We start from the raw sequence: 21256 nt of genomic DNA, 5'->3' as shown, positions 1-21256 counted from the left end.
GGATGATCAGAACGTAGTGCGCAATCCCACCTGAATGCTCCGCCCTTCTGCCGGCGCAATGTCGCGCAGGATCGAGCTGGCATAGCGCACGGTCTGGTTGGTCAGGTTCTCGGCATTGACGAAGGCCAGCCATTTGCTCTGGCCCACGTCAAAGTGATACCCGACATTCGCACCCAGCGTGGTGTAGCCATCAGTGCTGCTTTCGTTGTCCGGTACCCGATGCTGGGAACTGGCGTGTTCCACATCGATCCGTGCCTGCCAGCGATCCAGTTCCCACAGCAGCCCGGTGTTCAAGCGCAACGGTGCGATGCGCGGCAGGTCCTGACCGTTGTCGAGGTTCCTGGCCCGGGTGTAGTCGCCCGACAGTTCCAGCGCAAACTTGCCGTAGGCCGTTTCGCCGAGTTTCCAGCGATCCTGGGCTTCGATGCCGCTGAAACGTGCGCGCACGCCCGAATAGGCGTATTCGGGAATGCCGGCGGCGTCTTCTTCGCCTTCATCATTGAGGGTTCGCCCGGTGCCGAGCAGACCGATGTAATTGGAAAAGTGGCTGTAGAACACACCCACGCTGCCCTTGTGCGTGCCATTGTCAAAACGCAGGGCCAGATCGCTGGAGACGGCCTTCTCTTTTGACAGACCCGCATCCCCGACTTCGTACGTGCCGGTCGCGACGTGGGCGCCGTTGGCGTACAGCTCATAGAACGTCGGCGCCCGTTCGGTGTAGCCCAGCGTGGCGGCCACCGACCAGACCGGTGTCAACGTGTACACCGCGCCAGACGACAGGCTGCCGGCGGTGAAGCTGCTGGAGCGGTCGGCATTGGCGAAGCGCTCGTTGCCTTTGGCGTCCGGGTCGACCGTGGTGTGTTCCAGACGACCGCCGAGGGTGAACAACAGGCGATCCGTGGCTTGCAGCTCTTCCAGCACGAACAGTGCGCCGGCATTGGTATCGGTGTGCGGCACGAAGGCTTCTTCGCCCAGTGCCGAAAACTCATTACGGCTGACCTGCGCGCCGATCACCCCGTTGAACGGTCCCAACGGCTGGTGCCGGGCTTCGACTCGCGCTTCGTAACCCTTGTTCTTGAACGTGGTACCGACTTCGCCGCCCTCGATCTCGCGATGTTGGTAATCGGTGTAACCGGCGTCGAACTTGACCGAGCTGAACGGACCGTCGAGGTTGCGGATTTCCGAGGCGAACGCGTAGTGCTCTTGCTGCATGCGAATCCGCACGTCGTCTTCGGCCGGCGAGCCGTAATTGGAGTCGTAATTGCTGTACGACAGCCCCGCATAACCGTCATCCCAGGTGTAGGAACCGCCGACTGCTCCGCCGTCCTGACGACCGTCGCTGTTGGCCAGGCGATGCTTGCGGGAGTCGCCGTCATCCCCCGCCCGTTCACGGCTGCTTTTGGCGTAACCGGGGATTTTCAGATCATTGAATTCGCGGGCGCTGGCGTCCAGATGCAAGGCGAACTGACCGTTGCCGGCCTCGAGTTTCCCCGCGCTGCTGCGGGTGGTGTCGGCGCCGCCGTAACGCAGTTCACCGGCTCCGTGAATGCCGTCGATGGCTTCGGTCGGGATGCGGTTGTCGAAGGTGTTGACCACCCCGCCGATGGCGCTGCCGCCGTACAGCAACGCCGCCGGGCCACGAACGATCTCGATGCGTTCGACGTTGATCGGGTCCAGCGGCACAGCGTGGTCGTAGGACAGCGAAGACGCGTCCAGTGCGCCGACGCCGTTGCGCAGAATGCGGATGCGATCGCCGTCCTGTCCGCGAATGATCGGGCGACTGGCACCCGGCCCGAAGTAGGACGACGACACGCCTGGCTGTTTGTTCAGGGTTTCGCCCAGGCTGCCTTTCTGCTGCAGCGTCAGATCATCGCCGCTCAACACGGTCGAGGGTGACGCGAGAGTCTGACTGCCCAACGGGTTGGCCGTGATGACTTGGGGTTGCAGTTCAAGGGGTTCGTCAGCGAACGCCGGGAATGCGATCAGCAGCGCAGAAGCCAGAAGGCTTGGCTGGAAGGAGGGAAAACGGGCAGACATTTCGAGAGTTCCGTAAGGCAGAAAAGTAGGGATCGCAGCCACCGCCACACAGACAGGTCAGTGACATCGATCAGATGAAATCATTTTTATGTTATACAATAACATTTCCAATGGCCATCATGATTCTTGCCTCGATGCTTACAGCAACCGCTCAAGAACGGGATTCTCAACACTCAACCCTGCCGTTCGGCAACGAGCTGACGGTGCATTCCCCGAAAAAAACAATGCAGAAAGCGCTAAAAGACTATGCCTATCAGCCACCAATAGTCGGCCTATTAGCCGACCTTCCGAGTCGGGTCTAGCCTTACTAATCCGAAGTCGGCACGAGCCGGCCGCAGCAGACCTGATAAGGACCCGAACATGGCAAATGAATCGAAATGCCCGTTCAATCACGCCGCCGGCGGTGGCACGACGAACCGCGATTGGTGGCCGAATCAACTGAACCTGAAAATCCTGAGCCAGCATTCGCCTGCCTCCAATCCGCTGGGCCAGGACTTCGACTACGCCAAGGCCTTCAAGAGCCTGGACTTCCAGGCCCTGAAGCGCGACCTGACGGCACTGATGACCGATTCCCAGGACTGGTGGCCCGCCGACTTCGGCCACTACGGCCCGCTCTTCATCCGCATGGCCTGGCACAGCGCTGGCACCTATCGCACCGCTGATGGCCGGGGTGGCGCGGGCTCCGGCCAGCAACGCTTTGCCCCGCTCAACAGCTGGCCGGACAACGTCAGTCTCGACAAGGCCCGGCGCCTGCTGTGGCCGATCAAGCAGAAATACGGCCGCAACATTTCCTGGGCCGACCTGATCGTCCTCACCGGCAACGTCGCGCTGGAATCCATGGGTTTCAAGACCTTCGGATTCTCCGGCGGACGTCCCGATGTCTGGGAGCCGGACGAAGATGTGTACTGGGGTTCGGAAACCACCTGGCTGGGCGGTGACACCCGTTACGGCAAACACCCCGAAGCCATGCAGGAACCGGGCGACGGTACGCTGGTGGCCGAACCGGCCGAGCACGGCCATGAACAGAGTCGCACCAATCAGGGCGAGCGCAATCTGGAAAACCCGCTGGCCGCCGTGCAGATGGGCCTGATCTACGTGAACCCCGAAGGCCCCGAGGGCAATCCCGACCCGGTGGCCTCGGCCCGGGACATCCGTGAAACCTTTGGCCGCATGGCCATGAACGACGAGGAAACCGTGGCGCTGATTGCCGGCGGTCACGCTTTCGGCAAGACCCACGGGGCCGGTCCGGCCGATAACGTGGGCCCGGAACCGGAAGCCGCCGGCCTTGAGCTTCAGGGCCTGGGCTGGAAAAACAGCTTCGGCAGCGGCAAAGGGGCCGACACCATCACCAGCGGTCTCGAAGTGACCTGGACCACTACGCCAACCCGATGGAGCAACAACTACCTGGAAAACCTGTTCGGCTTCGAGTGGGAGCTGACCAAGAGCCCGGCGGGCGCCCATCAGTGGAAACCGAAAAACGGCGCCGGGGCCGGCACCATTCCCCATGCCCACGACCCGAACAAGCGCATCGACCCGAGGATGCTCACCTCCGACCTGGCGCTGCGTTTCGACCCGGCCTACGAGAAGATTTCGCGGCGTTTCCTGGCCAATCCCGACCAACTGGCCGATGCCTTCGCCCGGGCCTGGTACAAGTTGATTCACCGTGACATGGGCCCGCTGTCACGCTATCTCGGCCCGGAAATGCCGCAAGAGGAACTGCTGTGGCAAGACCCGATTCCCGAAGCCAGCCATCCGCTGATCGACGACAGCGATATCAGGGCACTCAAAAGCAAAGTGCTGGCGTCGGGGCTGTCCGTTTCGGAGCTGGTCTCCACTGCCTGGGCCGCTGCCTCGACCTTCCGGGGCTCGGACAAACGCGGCGGCGCCAACGGCGGACGTCTGCGTCTGGCACCCCAGCGGTTCTGGCAGGCCAACCAGCCCGAGCAACTGGACAAGGTGCTGAAAGTCCTCGAAGGCATTCAGAACGAGTTCAATGGCGGCCCTTCGGGCAAATCCGTCTCGCTGGCGGATCTGATCGTACTGGCCGGTAACGCCGGGGTCGAACACGCGGCGAAAAACGCCGGACACACGGTGACCGTGCCGTTCAATCCGGGACGGACGGATGCGAGTCAGGAGCAGACCGACGTCGAATCGTTCGGTTTTCTTGAACCGCACACCGATGGTTTCCGCAACTACGCCGCCAGCACTTATCGTGTGCCCGCCGAGGCATTGCTGATCGACAAGGCGCAATTGCTGACCCTTTCGGCACCGGAAATGACCGTACTGATCGGCGGCCTGCGGGTGCTGGACACCAATGTCGGCAAAACGAAGCACGGCGTGTTCACCGACAAGCCTGGCACGCTGACCAACGACTTCTTCCGCAACCTGCTGGACATGGACGTGGAATGGAAACCGACGTCCAAGGCAGCGGATGAGTTCGAAGGTCGCGACCGCAAGACCGGCAATGTGAAATGGACGGGGACGCGGGTCGATCTGGTGTTCGGTTCCAACGCGATACTGCGGGCGTTGGCCGAGGTGTACGCCAGTTCCGATGCGAGGGAGCAGTTCATCAACGACTTTGTTGCCGCGTGGGCGAAGGTGATGGATCTGGATCGGTTTGATCTGAAGTAACTGAGGAGACGCAAAACAACTGTGGGAGCGACGGTGCGACGATTCGACTTGCTCGCGAATGCGGTAGTTCAGACGACATCTGCGTGTCTGATATTCCCTCTTCGCGAGCAAGCTCGCTCCCACAGTTTTAAGCGGTGCTATCCCAGCTTACGCCAGGCTTTTGCTGACCACTTCATACACATCACTGGACAGCTGACCCGAAGCAAGAATCCGCTCCAGTTCCGCCTTCATCAACCCCTGACGAGCGCTGTCGTACTTGCGCCAGCGAGTCAGCGGCGCCAGTTGACGCGAGGCGATCTGCGGGTTGAAGCCGTTCAGCTCGATCACCAGATCGGCGAGGAAGCGATAACCGGAACCGTCCGCGGCGTGGAAGTTGATCAGGTTCTGCCCGGCGAACGCACCGACCAGTGCACGCACCTTGTTCGGGTTCTTGATGTTGAACGCCGGGTGCTGCATCAGGGCTTTCACACGGGTCAGACCGCCCGGCAAGGTGCTGCCGGCCTGCACGCTGAACCACTGATCCATGACCAGCGGATTGTCCTTGAAGTGCTCGGCGAAACTGGCCAGGGCCTTGGCCTTATCGTCCTCGAACGACGAGTTGACCAGCACCGCCAGCGCGGTGAGGCGTTCGGTCATGTTGTCACACGCGTCGAACTGCTCCAGCGTTGCCGCCAGCACTTCAGGCTTGCCGCTGAGCATCAGGTACGACAACGCAATGTTCTGCAGCGCACGACGGGCGAAATGCTCGGCTTCGGCCACATACGGGGTCTTTTTCGACAGATCGCGGTTGGCCTGATAACGCAGCCACAAGGCTTCGAACAGGTTGTCCGCCAGTTGCTGACGGGCGAATTCGCGGGCGGTGTGGATCGCTTCGACGTCGGCGGTTTCGCTGATTTCGGTCAGGTAGGCTTCGCTTGGCAGCGAAAGCATCTCCGCAACCATCGCCTGATCCAGGGTCTGGTCGGCCAGCACCGTGCGCAGGGCTGAAATCAGACGCGGATCGAGCACCAGGCTTTCGCCCTTCTGGTGCTGGCCGATCAGTTCCTGCAGCACCTGCACCGACAGTTGCTGACCGGCATCCCAGCGGTTGAAACCGTCGCTGTCGTGCTGCATCAGGAACATCAGTTGATCGCGGTTGTACGGGAAGCTCAGTTTGACCGGCGCCGAGAAACCACGCAGCAAGGACGGCAGCGGCTGTTCGGCGATGTCGACGAAGGTGAAAGTCTGCTCGGCTTCGGTGACCGAGATCACCCGCGAAGTCCCCTGAGCCGAGGCTTCACCGGCCAGACGCAGGGCGATTTCGTTGCCCTGGCGGTCGAGCAGGCCCAGAGCCACCGGAATCACGAACGGCAGCTTTTCAACCTTGTCCGGAGTTTCCGGGCAGCTCTGGCGGAAGGTCAGGCTGTAGGTTTTCACGGCGGCATCGTAAGACTCGCTCACGGCCAGACGCGGTGTACCGGCCTGGCTGTACCAGCGCTTGAACTGGGTCAGATCGACGCCGTTGGCATCTTCCATGGCCTTGACGAAATCGTCGCAGGTCACGGCCTGGCCGTCGTGGCGTTCAAAGTACAGATCGCTGCCCTTGCGGAAGCCTTCGGCGCCCAGCAGGGTGTGGATCATGCCGACCACTTCCGAACCCTTTTCGTACACGGTCAGGGTGTAGAAGTTGGAAATCTCGATGAAGCTGTCCGGGCGCACGGCGTGGGCCATGGGACCTGCATCTTCGGCGAACTGGTGGGTACGCAGGTACGCCACGTCCTGAATGCGCTTGACCGTGGCCGAGTTCATGTCGGAAGAGAAACCGGCATCACGGAATACGGTGAAGCCTTCCTTCAGCGACAGCTGGAACCAGTCACGGCAGGTCACGCGGTTGCCCGACCAGTTGTGGAAATATTCGTGGGCGACGATCGCCTCGACCCGCTGGTGCGCGGCGTCGGTGGCGGTTTCGGCGCGGGCCAGCACGGCGCTGGAGTTGAAGATGTTGAGGCCTTTGTTCTCCATGGCGCCCATGTTGAAATCATTCACGGCAACGATCATGAAGATGTCCAGATCGTACTCGCGACCGTAGACCTCCTCGTCCCAGCGCATCGACTTCTTCAGGCTGTTCATCGCGTGCTGGCACTTGTCGATGTTTTCCGGCTCGACATAAATGCGCAGCGCCACGTTGCGGTTGGTCATGGTGGTGAAGGAGTCTTCAACGCACCACAAGTCACCGGCCACCAGCGCGAACAGGTACGCCGGTTTCATGAACGGGTCTTCCCAGGTCGCCCAGTGCCGGCCGTCTTCGCCGGGGCCGCTGGCGATCGGGTTGCCGTTGGACAGCAGCACCGGATAGCGGTGCTGCTCGGCGACCACCGTGGTGGTGAACTTGCTCATCACGTCCGGTCGGTCGAGGTAATAGGTGATCTTGCGGAAACCTTCGGCCTCGCACTGGGTGCAGAACATCTTGCCGGACTTGTACAGGCCTTCCAGCGCGGTGTTGGTTTCCGGGTGGATGCGGACGCTGGTGTCGACCGTGAAGGTTTCACTCTTCGGCTGCAGCGTCAGGTGATTCTCGGTCAACTGGTAGTCGGCAGCGCTCAGTGCCTGATCCGCCAGGCTCACCGACAGCAGTTCCAGCTGTTGGCCGTCGAGCACCAGCGGCGGCAGGCCCGGACCACGGGCCGGGTTGCGGCGCATCACCAGTTGCGCGTGGACCAGGCTGTGGTCCTCGAACAACTCGAAGGTCAGGTGCGTTTCATCGATCAGGTACTCGGGCGCCTGATAGTCCTTCAGGTAAATCATCTTCGGTTGTTCGGTGCGCATGCTGAAGTCCTTATTGATGCACGGCGAGCTGATAGGCCGTGTACTTGCGAATGTTGATCACGCCGGTGTCGAAGATCAGGTACTGGCCCTTGATCCCCAGCAGCGTGCCTTCGGCAATCGGGTTCTTGTCCAGGTTGAAGCTGACGATTTTGGCCGGGTACTGCTCGACCGGGTAACGGATTTCCAGCGGCTCGACACCGGTGACCGGCTGAATCGCCTGCAGTCCGAAACGTTCCTGCAAGCCTTGCAGGCCTTCGGCGCAGCTGTCGAACAGCTGATCGCGCACCTGCGCCAGATCCACCGCCGCTGCGTCGCCCTTGAGCAAGGCGCGCCAGTTGGTCTTGTCCGCCACCTGACTGCGGAACAGGTCTTCGACGAAACCCGACTGCTGCCGCGTAGACACACGCATGATCGGCAGTGCCTGACTGGCGCCCTGATCGAGCCAGCGGGTCGGCAGTTGGGTCGCGCGGGTGATGCCGACCTTGATCCCCGACGAATTGGCGAGATAGACGACGTGATCGGTCATGCAGAACTTCTCGCCCCACTCCGGCTCCCGGCAGGTGCCGGCCTCAAAGTGGCAGCGTTCCGGGCTCATGATGCACACGTCGCACTGGGCCAGTTTGGTCATGCATGGGTAGCAGTAACCCTGACTGAAACTGGTCTTGGTCTTGCGCCCGCAATGGGTGCAATGAATCGCCCCCAGATACTCCAGACGCACCGTCGTGCCGATCAACGGGTTGACCGGCACCTCGACGTCATCCAGACGAAACGCGTATTGCACGTTCGGCCCGTCCAGGCGCGCCGACATTTTGCTGATTGCACCGCGGCCAATCTCGATCAATGGATGGCGTCCGACTTGAACAGGATGTTCGGCACCTCGATCGACTTCGACGCACACTCCTGCGGGCCCATGTAACCGGTGCGCTCTTCTTCGGGCAGGTTCTGGATTTCCCAGGCGATCATCGCCTGCAGCGACAGCTCGCGCTGTTCGGCGGTGAGTTTGCCACCGTCGGACCATTTGCCGATTTCCACGGCCAGTTTCAGGCTCTGGTAGATATCCGGGGTGATGTTCTTGATCAGTTCGTTAAAAGAGGACATCAGGGTCTCCGTGCTCTTTATTCAAAAATTCAGGCGGCCAGTTTACGGCGGTTGTACAAACCACCCAACAAACCGGTGAAGCATCCGATGAGTAACCCGCCGACATGGGCGGCGTTGGCGATCTGGCCGAAGCCGATGGCCGAGATCAGTCCGGACATGCACACCAGCAACCACACCAGCATCATCACCAGCACGCCTCGCGGCAGGCGATAGGCCGGGTTCGGCGCCAGCAGCTGGAAGATCCAGCAATGGCCGAGCAACCCGTAAAGCACACCGGACAGACCGCCGAACAGGCTCGGGCCGCTCCAGACAAATTGCGCATAGTTGGACACGAGGCTGAACAGCAGCGTCAGACCGATCAGGTTGATGCTGCCCTGGCGCGACTCGATACGCCGTCCCAGCTCCCAGTACCACATGCCGTTCATGGCCAGGTGCAGGATGCCGAAATGGATCAGCATCGGCGTGAACAGGCGCCACCACTGCCCTGCCGCCAGGCTGTCGGCCAGTGAGGTGAAATGGATGTAGTCGCCGATCACCCGGAAATCGAGAAAGGTCAGCCAGCGCATCGTGTCGAGGTTGTCACCCAGGTACGTCAGACCGCCGACCAGCAGGCTGAGCAACAGGATGAAGCCGGTGGCCCTGGCATGTTTCAGTTGCTCGGCGAAGCTCGGCCGCTTGAAGGTCGGCGCTGCCGGAATATCCAGTTGCTGATCCGGGTCACCTGCCGGGAAGCGTTCATACAGCGAACGCACGTCTTCGCTGATTTCCGACGGCACCCACAGCACCTGCTCGCCCGATTCTTCGCTGACGCGGTGCGGCACCTGCATGCGTTGCAGCAGTTTGACGAACCCGCTCAGGTCCACCGCCAGTGGCAGACGCAATACCGCTACCGCGCTCATCGCAGCACCTCCGGCCGCTCGACATCGACCCAGACAAATTTATGCGGATCCAGGCACGTCTCCTGATCCAGACGATAGGCCACCAGTTTGCCGTAGAGCACCGCACTGTAATCCAGACAGGCGAGGTTCGGGCGGATCGGTGCCGGTTTGCCGCTGCGCCAGTAGTGGCCGACGAACAGTAATGGCTCATCGACGCCGTAGCGCAGCAGGGAATTCTTTTCGCTGGAGGTCAGCGGCTTCTGCGCCACCGGTTCCGGCAGGGCGTCGGGCTGGAACACGATGTCGCCGTAGGTCTGCGGATCGTCTTCCCAGAACTTGGTGCGGAAGAACGAACGCACCAGACCGTCGCCACTGGTCATGGTCAGGCCATCCGGCAGGCGCATGTCGGTGCCGCGCAGCAGGCGATCGAACACCGTGCAGGCGAAACTGCCCGGCACCGCCGATGCCTGGAGAAAGTGCTCGTCGACGCAGCCATCAGGGAACAATGCGCGCAACGGCTCGATCAGGCCGGCATCCCAACAGGCATGCACCACCCGGAAGCGACCGGCGTCGACGAACAGCGGCAGCTCATAGAACCAGCGCTGGAAGTCGTGCCAGTCACCGGGATGCTGTTCGAACTGGGTCAGGGTTTCATGCAGCAGCCGGGCATGGCGCGGCGTGTGCTCGCGCACGAACTGCTTGCCGCTGCCGGGCGGTGCCGGTGTGCTCCAGCCCAGCGCGTTGAATTCGTGGTTGCCCATGATGCACAAGGCCTGACCGGCCTCGACCATGTCGTGGACGATGTGCAGCGCCTCGCGAATCCGCGGGCCACGGTCGATGATGTCGCCGACGAACACGGCCATGCGCGATGGATGTCGCCAGACCCCGCCCTGCTTATGGAAACCGAGACGGTCCAGCAGGTGTTCCAGGGTCAGGGCGCATCCGTGCACGTCACCGATCAGGTCATAACTGCGCGCAGGATCGAGCATCAGTCGCCTCCACCACCCAACCGGCTGCCCCAGCCGAGCTTGGTGCGGCAGACTTCGTAATAGTTGTGGTCGAGCGGATGGATCAGCCGCAGCTTCTGCGCTTTCTTGCTGACGGTGATGGTGTCGCCCGGCGCGCAGGTGAAGTGGTTTTGCCCGTCGCAGGAGACCTGCGGGTAGATCTGCATATCTTTGGACACGACGATTTTCAGCTCACTGTTGCCATCGACCACGATCGGTCTGCCCGACAAGGTATGGGGGTACATCGGCACAATCACAATAGCGTCGAGCTTGGGATGCATGATCGGACCGCCGGCGGACAGCGCGTACGCGGTGGAACCGGTCGGCGTGGCGACGATCAGGCCGTCAGCCTTCTGGCTGCAGACGAACTGGCCGTCGATGTACAGCTCGAACTCGATCATCCGCGTCGATTTGCCGGGATGCAGCACTACGTCGTTCAGCGCGTCGCCCTGGCCGATGGCCTCGGCGTGACGACGGACTTCGGCCTGCAGCAGGAAACGGTTTTCCACCAGATAGTGGCCGTCCAGCACTTCGGCGACCTTGATTTCCAGCTCGTCGGGACGAATGTCGGTGAGAAAGCCGAGACTGCCACGGTTGATCCCGAGTACCGGGATATTGTGTCTGGCCAGTGCCCGGGCCGCGCCGAGCAGGCTGCCGTCACCGCCGACGACGATGACCATGTCGCAGACTTCGCCGAGCATCTTGCGCGAGGAGGTTTGCAGGCCATGACCGGGCAGGACTTCGGCGATGGTGTCTTCGAGGATCACATGCAGGTGACGGTCGAGCAGAAAGCGTTTCAGTCGGCGGACGGTATCCAGCACCTGGGAACTGCCCAGGCGACCGATGATGCCGATATTACGAAATTGCTCCATGGGACTCCTGCGAGGGGCTGCGGCGGCGAAAACCACGATTATGGGCGAAAGCGCCGTATAGACAAAACCCTTTCAGCCCAAGAGTGCACCTGCGTTTAAGGCTATGCTCGCAAGATGATCCTGTTTCCCGATTTACTCCAGCTGCCCCACCAGTTGCGCCACCCTGAAGTGCGTGATCTGGCGTGGGTCATCCTCGCCCCGCCGATGCTCGCTGCCACGCCGTGGCCGCAACGTCATCCGCTGGCGGGCAGCGACTGGGTGCACGACCCTGAGCGACTGGCGCACTGGCTGCATCGTCTCGACCGGGACAGCTACGGTCTGCTGCAATGGCTGTCCCAGGCCCGCACTCGACGCCTGGGCCTGTATTACGAACGGCTCTGGCAATTCGCCGTGGAGCAGGCGCCCGGGATCGAGCTGATCGCCGCCAACCTGCCGATCCGCCGCGAAGGCCACACCCTCGGCGAACTCGACATGCTGCTGCGCGACCGCGACGGGGTGCATCATCTGGAACTGGCGATCAAGCTCTACCTCGGCCCGCAGGACGGCAACGGGCATGATCCGGCGCGGTGGCTTGGCCCCGGCTGCCATGATCGACTGGACCGCAAACTGGCCCATCTGAGCCAACACCAGTTGCCGATTTCCGCCCGCCCGGAAAGCCGTGAAGCCCTGGCGGCGCTGGATATCGAATCATTCAGTGCGCAATTGTGGCTGGGCGGTTATCTGCTGTATCCGTGGCCCGGGCAATCGGAACCCCCGAGCGGCGCGCATCCGCAGCATCTGCGCGGCAGCTGGCTGCACCAGAAGGACTGGCCGGCGTTTGTCGCCCAGCGCCCGAGCGGTCGCTGGCAGCCCCTGCCCCGTCATGCGTGGCTGGCGCCGGCGCATTACCCGGCGGATCAGGCCTGGAGCCACGAGCAGTTGCGGGACTGGCTCGATGCACTGGAACCGCTGGCCCCGGCACAGTTGATGGTGCGCCTCACCGAAAATGCCCGGGGCGAATGGGAAGAGGCCGAGCGGCTGTTTCTGGTGTCAGACCTTTGGCCGAATGTGCCCGGTCAGGCCTGAGTTCTGTGCCGCCCTCTTCGCGAGCAGGCTCGCTCCCACACTTGAAATGCATTCTCTGTGGGAGCGAACCTGCTCGCGAAGGGATCAACCCGGTCTAAATGGAAAGCCGCACAGCCAATGCCGCCAATGTCACCAGCAACACCGGCACCGTCAGCACAATCCCGACCTTGAAGTAGTAACCCCAGCCAATCCGTATGTCCTTGCGCTCCAGCACATGCAGCCAGAGCAAGGTCGCAAGACTGCCGATCGGAGTGATCTTGGGCCCCAGGTCGCTGCCGATCACGTTGGCGTAGATCATCGCTTCCTTCACCACACCGGTCGCCTGACTCGCATCGATCGAGAGCAAGCCGATCAGCACCGTCGGCAGATTGTTCATGATCGACGACAGCAACGCCGTCAGCACGCCGGTTCCCATGGCTGCGCCCCACACGCCGTACCCGGCGAAGGCATCCAGCCATCCGGCCAGATGATCCGTCAGCCCGGCATTACGCAAACCGTAGACCACCAGATACATGCCCAGGGAGAAAATCACGATCTGCCACGGCGCCTCTTTCATGACCTTGCGCGTGGAAATCCTGTGCCCGCGGGCGGCGATACCCAGCAGCAACGCCGCGCACACGGCCGAAATGGCGCTGATCGGAATGCCCAGCGGCTCCAGGGCAAAACAACCGACCAGCAGAATCAGCAACACCGCCCAGCCGGCGTAGAACGTGGCCTTGTCGTGTATGGCCGTTTCCGGATGCTCGAGCTGGTCGGGGTCGTAAGTCCCGGGGATGTCACGGCGGAAGAACCACAACAACACCGCCAGCGTGGCCGCGACGCTGACAAAGTTGACCGGAACCATCACCGCCGCATAACGGTTGAATCCGATGTGGAAAAAGTCGGCCGAGACGATGTTGACCAGGTTCGACACCACCAGCGGCAGGCTCGCGGTATCAGCGATGAACCCCGCGCCCATGACGAACGCCAGAGTCGCCGCCGGCGAAAAACGCAGGGCCAGCAACATGGAAATCACGATGGGCGTGAGGATCAGCGCCGCGCCGTCGTTGGCGAATAACGCCGACACCAGCGCACCGAGCAACACCATGAAGGCAAACAGCTTGCGCCCGCTGCCCCGCCCCCATCGCGCCACGTGCAACGCGGCCCACGCAAAGAAGCCCGCCTCATCAAGCAACAGACTGATGATGATCAGCGCCACGAAAGTGCCAGTGGCGTTCCAGATGATCTGCCACACCAGCGGAATGTCGCTCAGGTGCACCACGCCGAAAATCAGCGCCAGAATCGCTCCGAAGGTCGCACTCCAACCGACCCCGAGGCCTTTGGGTTGCCAGATCACCAGGGTAATGGTCAGCAGGAAAATCAGTGACGCAGCAAGCATTCGCGACAGCCTTCAATAAAAGGGAAAGAATCAGACCACAAAAAAACCTGTGGGAGCCATCCCCCCACAGGTTCGTTATCGTGTCAGAAATGTTGCCGCTTCACTTCTTGTGTTGCACAACCCACTCGCCATAGGCATTGATGAAGTTTTGCAGGAACGGTCTGACCGACTCGTTCAGTTTGCCTGACTCATCGAACGCCGTACCGGCGCCGCCCAGGTAGGCTTCCGGCTGCTGCATGCAGGGCACGTTGAGAAAAACGAAGGATTGGCGCAAATGCTGGTTGGCGCCGAAACCGCCGATGGCACCCGGCGAGACACTGATCACCGCACCCGGCTTGCCACCCCAGACACTCTTGCCATAAGGCCGAGAGCCGACGTCAATGGCGTTTTTCAGCGGCGCCGGCACCGAACGGTTGTACTCCGGAGTGACAAACAGCACCGCGTCGGATGACGCCACTTGTTGGCGAAAAGTGCTGTAGGCTGCCGGCGGTGAATCGCCGTCGATGTCTTCGTTATAAAGGGGCAGATCGCCAATTTCCACAATGTTCAGCTTGAGGTTGGCCGGTGCCAGCTCCGCCAGCGCCAGCGCGACCTTGCGATTGATCGAAGCTTTACGCAGGCTGCCAACCACTACCGCGACGTTATAGACATTGCTCATGGGAAGACTCTCGACTGTCCGTGGGAGGAGCCTGTAGTTATAGATGATCCGACGATGATTCAACCAGACGCCGAAGGATATTTCCCACGTCTGGATTATTTTTTTCCTGTAGGAAAACTTACCGAGCTTGATGGCGGTCTACCAAGCCGCAAATCCAGCGTTTTATCTCCAGAGGTTCTAAGCAGATGGCAGCAGTACTCGTCGGTCAGTTCCATGCAAGAGATGCGGAAGGCCGCGTTTATTCCGTGCATGAGTTCCAGGAGTCCAACCCGTCGGCAGACGGATTCACCGGCATGGAGCCTGTTACCACCTACAAACTGGCGATTGGCGATAGGGTCAATAAAGTCGACGACAACGAGTTTCTGCTGGTGCAATCGGGCATCACGCTGATCCGCGAGCCTGAGCCGTCGATCGCTTCATAACCGATCGCTATGAGCAGAAGTCATCCGCGCCGAGTTGGGGTAGGATTCAGCCACTGACCCCAACGGCCGGACATGGACTTCACGCATGCGTTTACGTCATATCGAGGTGATTCAGGCGCTTTTGCAGACCGGGCACGTGGGCACCGCCGCCGAATGGTTGCAATTGCCGACGGACGATGTCGAAGCGCGGTTGCGCGAAGCCGAAAGCCAGCTTGGGTTCATGCTGTTCGCCAGCGTCCGCGGACGCCTTCAGGCCACCGCCGAAGCCCGGGCACTGCAAGTCGAGATCGCCCGCATCTATGACGCGCTGGAGCCGGTGCAACGACTGGCCAGCAGCCTGAAGCAATACCTGGCCCCGCCACTGCGCATCATCGGCACCCCGCCGCTGGCGCAACAGCTGTTGCCGCAAAGTCTTGCGGCGTTGCGTCGACGTCTGCCGGACGTTCCTTGCACCCTGCTCAGCGAACCTACCCGCCACATCGTTCGCAGTCTGTTGCTGCGCGAGAGCGATCTGGGACTGAGCCTGCACGACCCGGAACACCCTGATATCCATTGCCAGGTATTGGCCCAGGGCAAGCTGCAATTGCTGGCGCCCCACGGCTGGCTGCAACCGAAGCAGAAGTACATTTCGCTGCAGGATCTGGCGGGTCAGGCGATGGTCGGCCTCGAAGGCCAGGACCCGTTGAGCCCGGCGCTGGAGCATAAACTCCAGGCGCTGCGCCCGGCGCCGAGCATCCACACCCGGGTGCAGACCCACCAGATGATGCGCAGCATGGTCGAGGCCGGTGAAGGCCTGGCCATTGTCGATCCGTTCACTGCGCTGGGTGCGCGAGCCAGCGGACTCGATACCTGCCCGTTGTCACCGGCGGTGCCGGTCAGCCTTCATGCGCTGACCTTCAAGCACGCAACGCCGCCATCATCCATTCAGACCCTGCTCGGCATCGTCACGGAACAAGCCACGGCGATGCTGGCGAACTGATCGGGTGTTCCAGCGGATTGTCGAACAGTCGATACCAGAACAACGCCACCTCGGCGGTGTTCGGATCGATGCCGCGATAACGCAGATGGTCGATACCGCCGATCACGTAACCACAACGCTCATACAAGCGGCAGGCACCGAGGTTGTTGTTCTGGGTTTCGAGCATGATCCCCGGCAGCTTTTTCTTGCGGCTCCAGAACTGCGCCACGTCCAGCAAGGCTTTCGCCACGCCATGCCGACGCGCCGGTGCATGCACCGCCAGTTCGTCGATATGGGCAAAGCCGTTCCAGTTGGTGCTGATCACCAGATGCCCCACCGGCTGGTCCTCCAGATAAGCCATGAAGATCGCGCTGTCAGGCGCATCGCGAAAACTGCTGAATTCTTCAGGGTCGATGCCGTAGCACTTGCGATACGGCACGATCGGCGTGACGCGCCACTGCGCGACGGGCTTGCCGATCTCGGCCGCGCCATAGGCGGCGACCTCGAAACTGAAATCGCTGCCCCAGATATAGGCTGCAAAGCCGTCATCGGCGACACGCACGGACAGCCTCGGGGATGTTTGATTCATGACCGGTTGCATGTTGGTAAACGCCCTCATTCCTTGACGCAATCGACGGTGTAGTGCCGTCCATTGCCCTCGTCTTCGTGTTGCAGTCCGTGCACATCGACCATGAACCCCGGAAAGCTCGCATCGAACGTGCGGGCAAATTTCAGGTAATCGATGATCGACCGAGTGGCTTCGGTAAAACGCTCGCCGGGCATGATGAGCGGGATTCCCGGCGGGTAAGGCACCAGCATCACCGCCGCGACCCGCCCTTCCAGCTCATCGATCGGTACCGCCTCGACTTCACCGCGCACCAGTTGATCGTAGGCATGGGCCGGCTTCATGGCGATCTCCGGCAGCACGGTGTACATGCGTTTGAGGTGCCTGGCGGTGGCATTGCTGCGATAACAGGCGTGGAGCTGGTCGCACAGATCGCGCAGGCCCATGCCGCGATAGCGCACCGGATCCTCCTGGGCGACACACCTCAGGCAAGTATCGAGCCTGACGTTGGCGTCGTAGCTGCGCTTGAACTCCAGAAGCTCGGTCAACAGCGTGCTCCATTTGCCTTTGGTGATACCCATGGAGAACAGCACCAGGAACGAGTACAGCCCGGTTTTCTCCACCACCAGCCCGCGTTCCCACAGAAAACGACTGACCACCGCTGCCGGAATACCCCTGTCACTCAATGCGCCGCCAGCGGTCAGGCCAGGCATCACCAAAGTGACCTTGATCGGATCGAGCAGCACGTAGTCGTCGCTGACCTCGCCAAAACCATGCCAGTCCGCCTCCGGCTTCAGCAGCCAGTCTTCGGTCTGCACCCGGTCGATGCCCTCGACGCCGGGCGGCTGCCAGATCGAGAACCACCAGTCACTGGCGTCGATGTGTCCACGAAGGTTGGCCAGCGCCCGGCGAAAGCTCAGGGCCTCATCGAAGGTTTCCTGCAACAGCGAACGCCCGGCCGGGCCTTCCATCATGGCCGAGGCCACATCCAGTGACGCAATGATGCTGTACTGCGGCGACGTCGAGATGTGCATCATGAATGCTTCGTTGAACCGGTCTCGGTCCAGTTGCCGGGCTCCGCCGTCCTGCACATGAATCATCGAGGCCTGACTGAACGCCGCCAGCAACTTGTGGGTGGAATGGGTGGTGAACACCAGCGGACTGTCGGCGCTGCGCGAAGTGGCCATGCCGTAGCGTCCGGCAAAGAATTCGTGAAACGCCGCGTAGGCGTACCAGGCTTCATCGAAATGCAGCACCTCGACGCTGTTGCCCAGGTTCTGCTTGATCAGTTCGGCGTTGTAACACAGGCCGTCGTAAGTGGAGTTGGTGACCACCGCCAGTTTGACTTTCGGCTCCCGGCCCTTTGTCAGCGGGCTCGCGTCGATCTTGGCCTGAATCGATTCGCGACTGAATTCGCTCAGCGGAATCGGCCCGATGATCCCCAGCTCGTTGCGTTCCGGGCACAGGTACAGCGGGATCGCGCCGGTCATGATGATCGCGTGCAGCACCGACTTGTGACAGTTGCGATCCACCAGCACCAGATCATCGCGCCCGACCATGGAGTGCCAGACGATCTTGTTGGCGGTCGATGTGCCATTGATCACGAAAAAGGTGTGATCGGCGCCGAAATTGCGCGCGGCTCTCGCTTCGGCCTCAGCCAGTGGCCCGGTGTGATCGAGCAGCGAACCCAGCTCCGGCACCGACACCGACAAGTCCGAGCGCAGGGTGTTCTCCCCGAAAAACTGGTGAAACGCCTGCCCCACCGGGCTCTTGTGATACGCCACCCCACCGCCATGGCCCGGGGTGTGCCAGGAGTAGTTGGAATCGGCCGTATGCTGCACCAGCGCCCTGAAGAACGGCGGCAGCAACCCGTCCAGATACTTGCGCGCGGCCCGCGCCACCTGCCGGGCGAGAAACGGCACGGTGTCTTCGAACAGATAAAGAATGCCGCGCAACTGATTGAGCTCGGCCATGGCATCGGCCGGGGCGTTCTCCAGCGTGACCTGCTCACCCAGCGCAAAGATCGGCAGATCCGGCGCCCGTACACGGGCCAGACCGATCAGTTCGGCCATGTTCTGCAGCAGATGGGAATGGGCGCTCGCGTCTTCGGCGGCGATCAACATGCACGCCAGACCATGATGGGTCGATGCGACCAGCCTGCCCTCGGCGTAGTCCGTGGCCGAAACGACGCTGAAACCTTCCTGCTCCAGTTCATGGGCGATGCCACGAATGCGCTCGCCGGCAACCGTGTCAGCCTTGATGTCGCGATGAACGATCAACACCGGAAATTTCAGATCTTTGTACATGGGGCGCGGCGTCCTGAGGCGGCGGAGAGTGGTCTGCCAATGTCCTCAGGGTAGAAGGTCGAAGCGGATGTGGCGAGGGTGGCCAGTTGTCAGTACTGCCAAAAACAAAAGAATCGTCCGAAGGCGCTCGACACCGCTGGACGATCCTGTGATCTTCAAGCCTGGGATTCGGCTTCCAGCAATTGCGTCCACAAGGCCGGTGCGCCAGCGGACTTGGCGATGATTTCCAGCCGCACCTGATGCTCCGCCAGTTCGGCTTCGGTGGCGCGAATGATTCGCCCCGGCTTGCGATCCGCCGGCAGACGACGGATTTCGGTGGCCGAGTTGTCCGCGCCCTCGCCTGCACCGTCAGTGGCATTGCCCGCCAGCGAGAGGCTGGTCTGGCCACCGGTCATGGTCAGGTAGACGTCGGCGAGAATCTCCGAGTCGAGCAATGCGCCGTGCAGCTCACGGCCGGAGTTGTCGACGCCATAGCGTTTGCACAAGGCATCGAGGCTGTTGCGCTGACCCGGGTGACGTTCCCGGGCCATCATCAGGGTGTCGAGGATCGTGCAGTGCTGCGTGATGTCGGCACGATCGTGCTGTCCCATCAGGGCGAATTCGTTGTTGATGAAGCCAACGTCGAACGCCGCGTTATGGATGATCAGTTGCGCGCCGTTGATGAATTCGAAGAACTCGTCGGCCACTTCGGCGAAACGTGGTTTGCCGACAAGGAATTCGTTGGTGATACCGTGGACGCCGATCGCGCCCTCGTCACTTTCGCGATCCGGTTGCAGGTAGACGTGAAAATGCCGGCCCGTCAGGCGTCGACCGATCAGCTCGACGCAACCGATTTCAATGATCCGGTGACCATCGGTCACCGGCATGCCGGTGGTTTCGGTATCGAGTACAACGGATCTGGTGGCCATCAGTGTTCAGCTCTCAACGGTCAATCGTGCAAAAACGGCGATGTTAACACGCCGGTGGCGCGCGTCGCGTCCCGCCGGGTGATCGGCGCTCATGCAGTTTTTAACAATCATTAGCAATCTTCATAAAGTCTGGGACAGACCGGCTTGTTAGCGTGCGCGGCCTGTTTCTCACGGACTCGGACACCTCATGAAGACTGCACGGTTTCTATTGCTCGGCGGCTGCCTGCTGATGACTCAAGCACACGCCACCAGTTTCGTCGTCAGCACCGACATCACCCTGAGCCTGACGCTCAGTTCCAGCAAAGGCACCAGCGGTTCGTTCAAGGACGACAAGATCGTGCTGGCCGCCAGGGACGATGCGGCGGCCTTCGTTGCCAGCGACGGGGACATTCGTGGCGCACAGATGGAAGCGGCACTCCAGCGGATTCGCAGCCTGTTGCCGGAGCTTTCCGCCACTGACCTGCAGCTGGCGGAGGCCATACTGATGCTGTAATCAGCCCTGTTTCAAACCGCGCACTTCATCCACCCCGCGATTGGCCAGCTGGTCGGCCCGCTCGTTGCCGTGGTGGCCGATGTGGCCGCGGACCCACTTCCAGGTGACCTTGTGGCGATTGACCTGCTCGTCCAGCTCCTTCCACAGGTCGGCGTTCTTGACCGGCTCCTTGGCCGCGGTTTTCCAGCCGCGCTTCTTCCAGTTGGCCATCCATTCGTTGATGCCTTTCATCACATATTGCGAGTCGGTCACCAGCAGCACTTCGCAGGGACGCTTGAGGGCTTCCAGGCCGCGGATCGCGCCGAGCAGTTCCATGCGGTTGTTGGTGGTATTGGCTTCGCCGCCCCACAGTTCCTTTTCGACGCCCTTGCATACAAGCAAGGCGCCCCAGCCACCCGGGCCGGGGTTGCCCTTGCAGGCGCCGTCGGTGAACAGTTCTACGCTATCGAGGCTTTCGCTCATGCCAATCCATCCAGAAAAATGCGTGGTCTCGCCGATCAAGGATCGACGACGACCGGGGCCGGGACGGGCCCGGCCACTATAAAAAGAAGGTTTACGGTTCGATACGGCGACGATTGACCTTGGCCATCGGCAGTGGAATCAGCTTGCCCATCGGCTCGCGACGTTCCTGGCGTACAGGGCGCAGGCCGACCACGATCTTGCGCGCGACCAGCAGATAGAAACCGCCGCCCGCCAGTTGCCAGTCGCCGGCCTTGCGTTCCCAACCGGCCAGACGGGCCTGCCACTTGGGTGACGCGAGCGGCGGACGATAGCACCCGAAGCGGCGTTTCTCCAGCGCGAAGCCCAGCAGGTTGAGCCAGTCGGCGACCCTTGATGGCGAGATGCAGCGGGCCTGATGCAAGGCATCATGAGCGAAGACATGACGCAAGCCCCAGGTGCTCCAGGGGTTGATCCCGACAATCAACAGATGCCCGCCGGGGCGCACGCTGCTGGCTGCTTCTCGCAGCAGGCCGTGGGGCGACAGGCAGAAGTCCAGACCATGCTGCAACACCACAACGTCGGCGGCGTGTTCGCTCAAGGGCCAGGCCTGCTCTTCGCAGACAATCTCCACCCCCGGCAACGGTGCACCGAGGCGAACATTGCGCTGCACTTGCGGTGCCGACGGCGGTGTTTCGGCGGAAGGACCGTAATGCACCAGATAGCCTCCGAAAAAA

19 protein-coding genes are annotated in these 21256 nt (G+C 61.6%); 5 read left to right on the top strand and 14 right to left on the bottom strand.

The window, feature by feature from the left end:
• Positions 1-6: 6 nt before the first annotated feature.
• The gene (locus BBF94_RS22290) at positions 7-2037 is read right to left on the bottom strand and encodes a TonB-dependent receptor (protein ID WP_065261127.1); all 2031 of its coding nucleotides are present in this window, start codon (positions 2035-2037) and stop codon (positions 7-9) included.
• Positions 2038-2397: 360 nt separating this feature from the next.
• On the opposite strand from BBF94_RS22290, the gene katG reads away from it, so the two are divergent.
• Positions 2398-4668: a catalase/peroxidase HPI gene (gene katG, locus BBF94_RS22285; protein WP_065261126.1), complete on the top strand. Its 2271-nt coding sequence runs from the start codon at positions 2398-2400 to the stop codon at positions 4666-4668.
• A 147-nt stretch (positions 4669-4815) separates the two neighbouring features.
• Here the strand turns inward: katG and pepN are convergent, their stop codons facing one another.
• From pepN to BBF94_RS22255, 6 genes are read right to left on the bottom strand one after another with little or no spacing between them, the layout of a single operon-like run.
• On the bottom strand, positions 4816-7473 hold the full coding sequence (pepN, locus tag BBF94_RS22280) for an aminopeptidase N (protein WP_065261125.1): 2658 nt from the start codon (positions 7471-7473) through the stop codon (positions 4816-4818).
• A gap of 10 nt (positions 7474-7483) precedes the next feature.
• Positions 7484-8314, bottom strand: coding sequence for a DUF2797 domain-containing protein (locus BBF94_RS22275; protein WP_065261124.1), 831 nt, complete (start codon positions 8312-8314; stop codon positions 7484-7486).
• Entirely contained in the window at positions 8311-8571 is a 261-nt protein-coding gene (locus tag BBF94_RS22270; RefSeq protein WP_065261123.1) for a YeaC family protein, read from the bottom strand. Before BBF94_RS22270 ends, BBF94_RS22275 begins: the two co-directional genes overlap by 4 nt.
• A gap of 29 nt (positions 8572-8600) precedes the next feature.
• Positions 8601-9470 (bottom strand): rhomboid family intramembrane serine protease, encoded by an 870-nt coding sequence (locus BBF94_RS22265; protein WP_065261122.1) that lies wholly within the window; start codon positions 9468-9470, stop codon positions 8601-8603.
• On the bottom strand, positions 9467-10438 hold the full coding sequence (locus BBF94_RS22260) for a metallophosphoesterase (protein WP_065261121.1): 972 nt from the start codon (positions 10436-10438) through the stop codon (positions 9467-9469). Before BBF94_RS22260 ends, BBF94_RS22265 begins: the two co-directional genes overlap by 4 nt.
• Positions 10438-11328, bottom strand: a complete 891-nt coding sequence (locus BBF94_RS22255) for an NAD(+) kinase (protein WP_065261120.1) — start codon at positions 11326-11328, stop codon at positions 10438-10440. Before BBF94_RS22255 ends, BBF94_RS22260 begins: the two co-directional genes overlap by 1 nt.
• A 114-nt stretch (positions 11329-11442) precedes the next feature.
• Between BBF94_RS22255 and BBF94_RS22250 the strand changes: the two genes are divergently transcribed.
• The gene (locus BBF94_RS22250) at positions 11443-12393 is read left to right on the top strand and encodes a DUF1853 family protein (RefSeq protein WP_065261119.1); all 951 of its coding nucleotides are present in this window, start codon (positions 11443-11445) and stop codon (positions 12391-12393) included.
• Positions 12394-12487: 94 nt separating this feature from the next.
• On the opposite strand, the gene BBF94_RS22245 is transcribed toward BBF94_RS22250, so the two are convergent.
• Together BBF94_RS22245 and BBF94_RS22240 are read right to left on the bottom strand one after the other, a co-directional pair.
• Positions 12488-13771 (bottom strand): arsenic transporter, encoded by a 1284-nt coding sequence (locus BBF94_RS22245; RefSeq protein WP_065261118.1) that lies wholly within the window; start codon positions 13769-13771, stop codon positions 12488-12490.
• A gap of 100 nt (positions 13772-13871) precedes the next feature.
• A complete protein-coding gene (locus BBF94_RS22240; RefSeq protein WP_065261117.1) occupies positions 13872-14429 on the bottom strand; it encodes an NADPH-dependent FMN reductase in 558 nt (185 codons plus the stop codon).
• Between the two features lie 185 nt (positions 14430-14614).
• On the opposite strand from BBF94_RS22240, the gene BBF94_RS22235 reads away from it, so the two are divergent.
• Together BBF94_RS22235 and BBF94_RS22230 are read left to right on the top strand one after the other, a co-directional pair.
• The gene (locus BBF94_RS22235; RefSeq protein ID WP_065261116.1) at positions 14615-14851 is read left to right on the top strand and encodes a hypothetical protein; all 237 of its coding nucleotides are present in this window, start codon (positions 14615-14617) and stop codon (positions 14849-14851) included.
• Positions 14852-14936: 85 nt separating this feature from the next.
• Positions 14937-15830, top strand: a complete 894-nt coding sequence (locus tag BBF94_RS22230) for a LysR substrate-binding domain-containing protein (RefSeq protein ID WP_065261115.1) — start codon at positions 14937-14939, stop codon at positions 15828-15830.
• On the opposite strand, the gene BBF94_RS22225 is transcribed toward BBF94_RS22230, so the two are convergent.
• From BBF94_RS22225 to dnaQ, 3 genes are all read right to left on the bottom strand, one after another.
• Positions 15796-16410: a GNAT family N-acetyltransferase gene (locus BBF94_RS22225; RefSeq protein WP_065261114.1), complete on the bottom strand. Its 615-nt coding sequence runs from the start codon at positions 16408-16410 to the stop codon at positions 15796-15798. The genes BBF94_RS22230 and BBF94_RS22225 overlap by 35 nt on opposite strands.
• Before the next feature lie 14 nt (positions 16411-16424).
• Positions 16425-18680, bottom strand: a complete 2256-nt coding sequence (locus tag BBF94_RS22220) for an Orn/Lys/Arg family decarboxylase (protein ID WP_065261113.1) — start codon at positions 18678-18680, stop codon at positions 16425-16427.
• 155 nt (positions 18681-18835) lie between these two features.
• Positions 18836-19588, bottom strand: coding sequence for a DNA polymerase III subunit epsilon (dnaQ, locus tag BBF94_RS22215; RefSeq protein ID WP_065261112.1), 753 nt, complete (start codon positions 19586-19588; stop codon positions 18836-18838).
• A gap of 187 nt (positions 19589-19775) precedes the next feature.
• On the opposite strand from dnaQ, the gene BBF94_RS22210 reads away from it, so the two are divergent.
• Complete coding sequence (locus tag BBF94_RS22210; protein WP_065261111.1) at positions 19776-20081, top strand: DUF2388 domain-containing protein; 306 nt, start codon at positions 19776-19778, stop codon at positions 20079-20081.
• Here the strand turns inward: BBF94_RS22210 and rnhA are convergent, their stop codons facing one another.
• Together rnhA and BBF94_RS22200 are read right to left on the bottom strand one after the other, a co-directional pair.
• Positions 20082-20543, bottom strand: coding sequence for a ribonuclease HI (gene rnhA, locus BBF94_RS22205; protein WP_065261110.1), 462 nt, complete (start codon positions 20541-20543; stop codon positions 20082-20084). It abuts the gene before it with no gap.
• 91 nt (positions 20544-20634) lie between these two features.
• On the bottom strand, positions 20635-21256 hold a 622-nt coding region (locus tag BBF94_RS22200), incomplete at its 5' end, for a class I SAM-dependent methyltransferase (protein WP_065261109.1).

The organism is Pseudomonas bananamidigenes, assembly GCF_001679645.1.
In the GTDB taxonomy this organism is placed as follows: Bacteria; Pseudomonadota; Gammaproteobacteria; order Pseudomonadales; family Pseudomonadaceae; genus Aquipseudomonas; species Aquipseudomonas bananamidigenes.
This window is presented reverse-complemented; position numbering and strand designations above follow the sequence as displayed.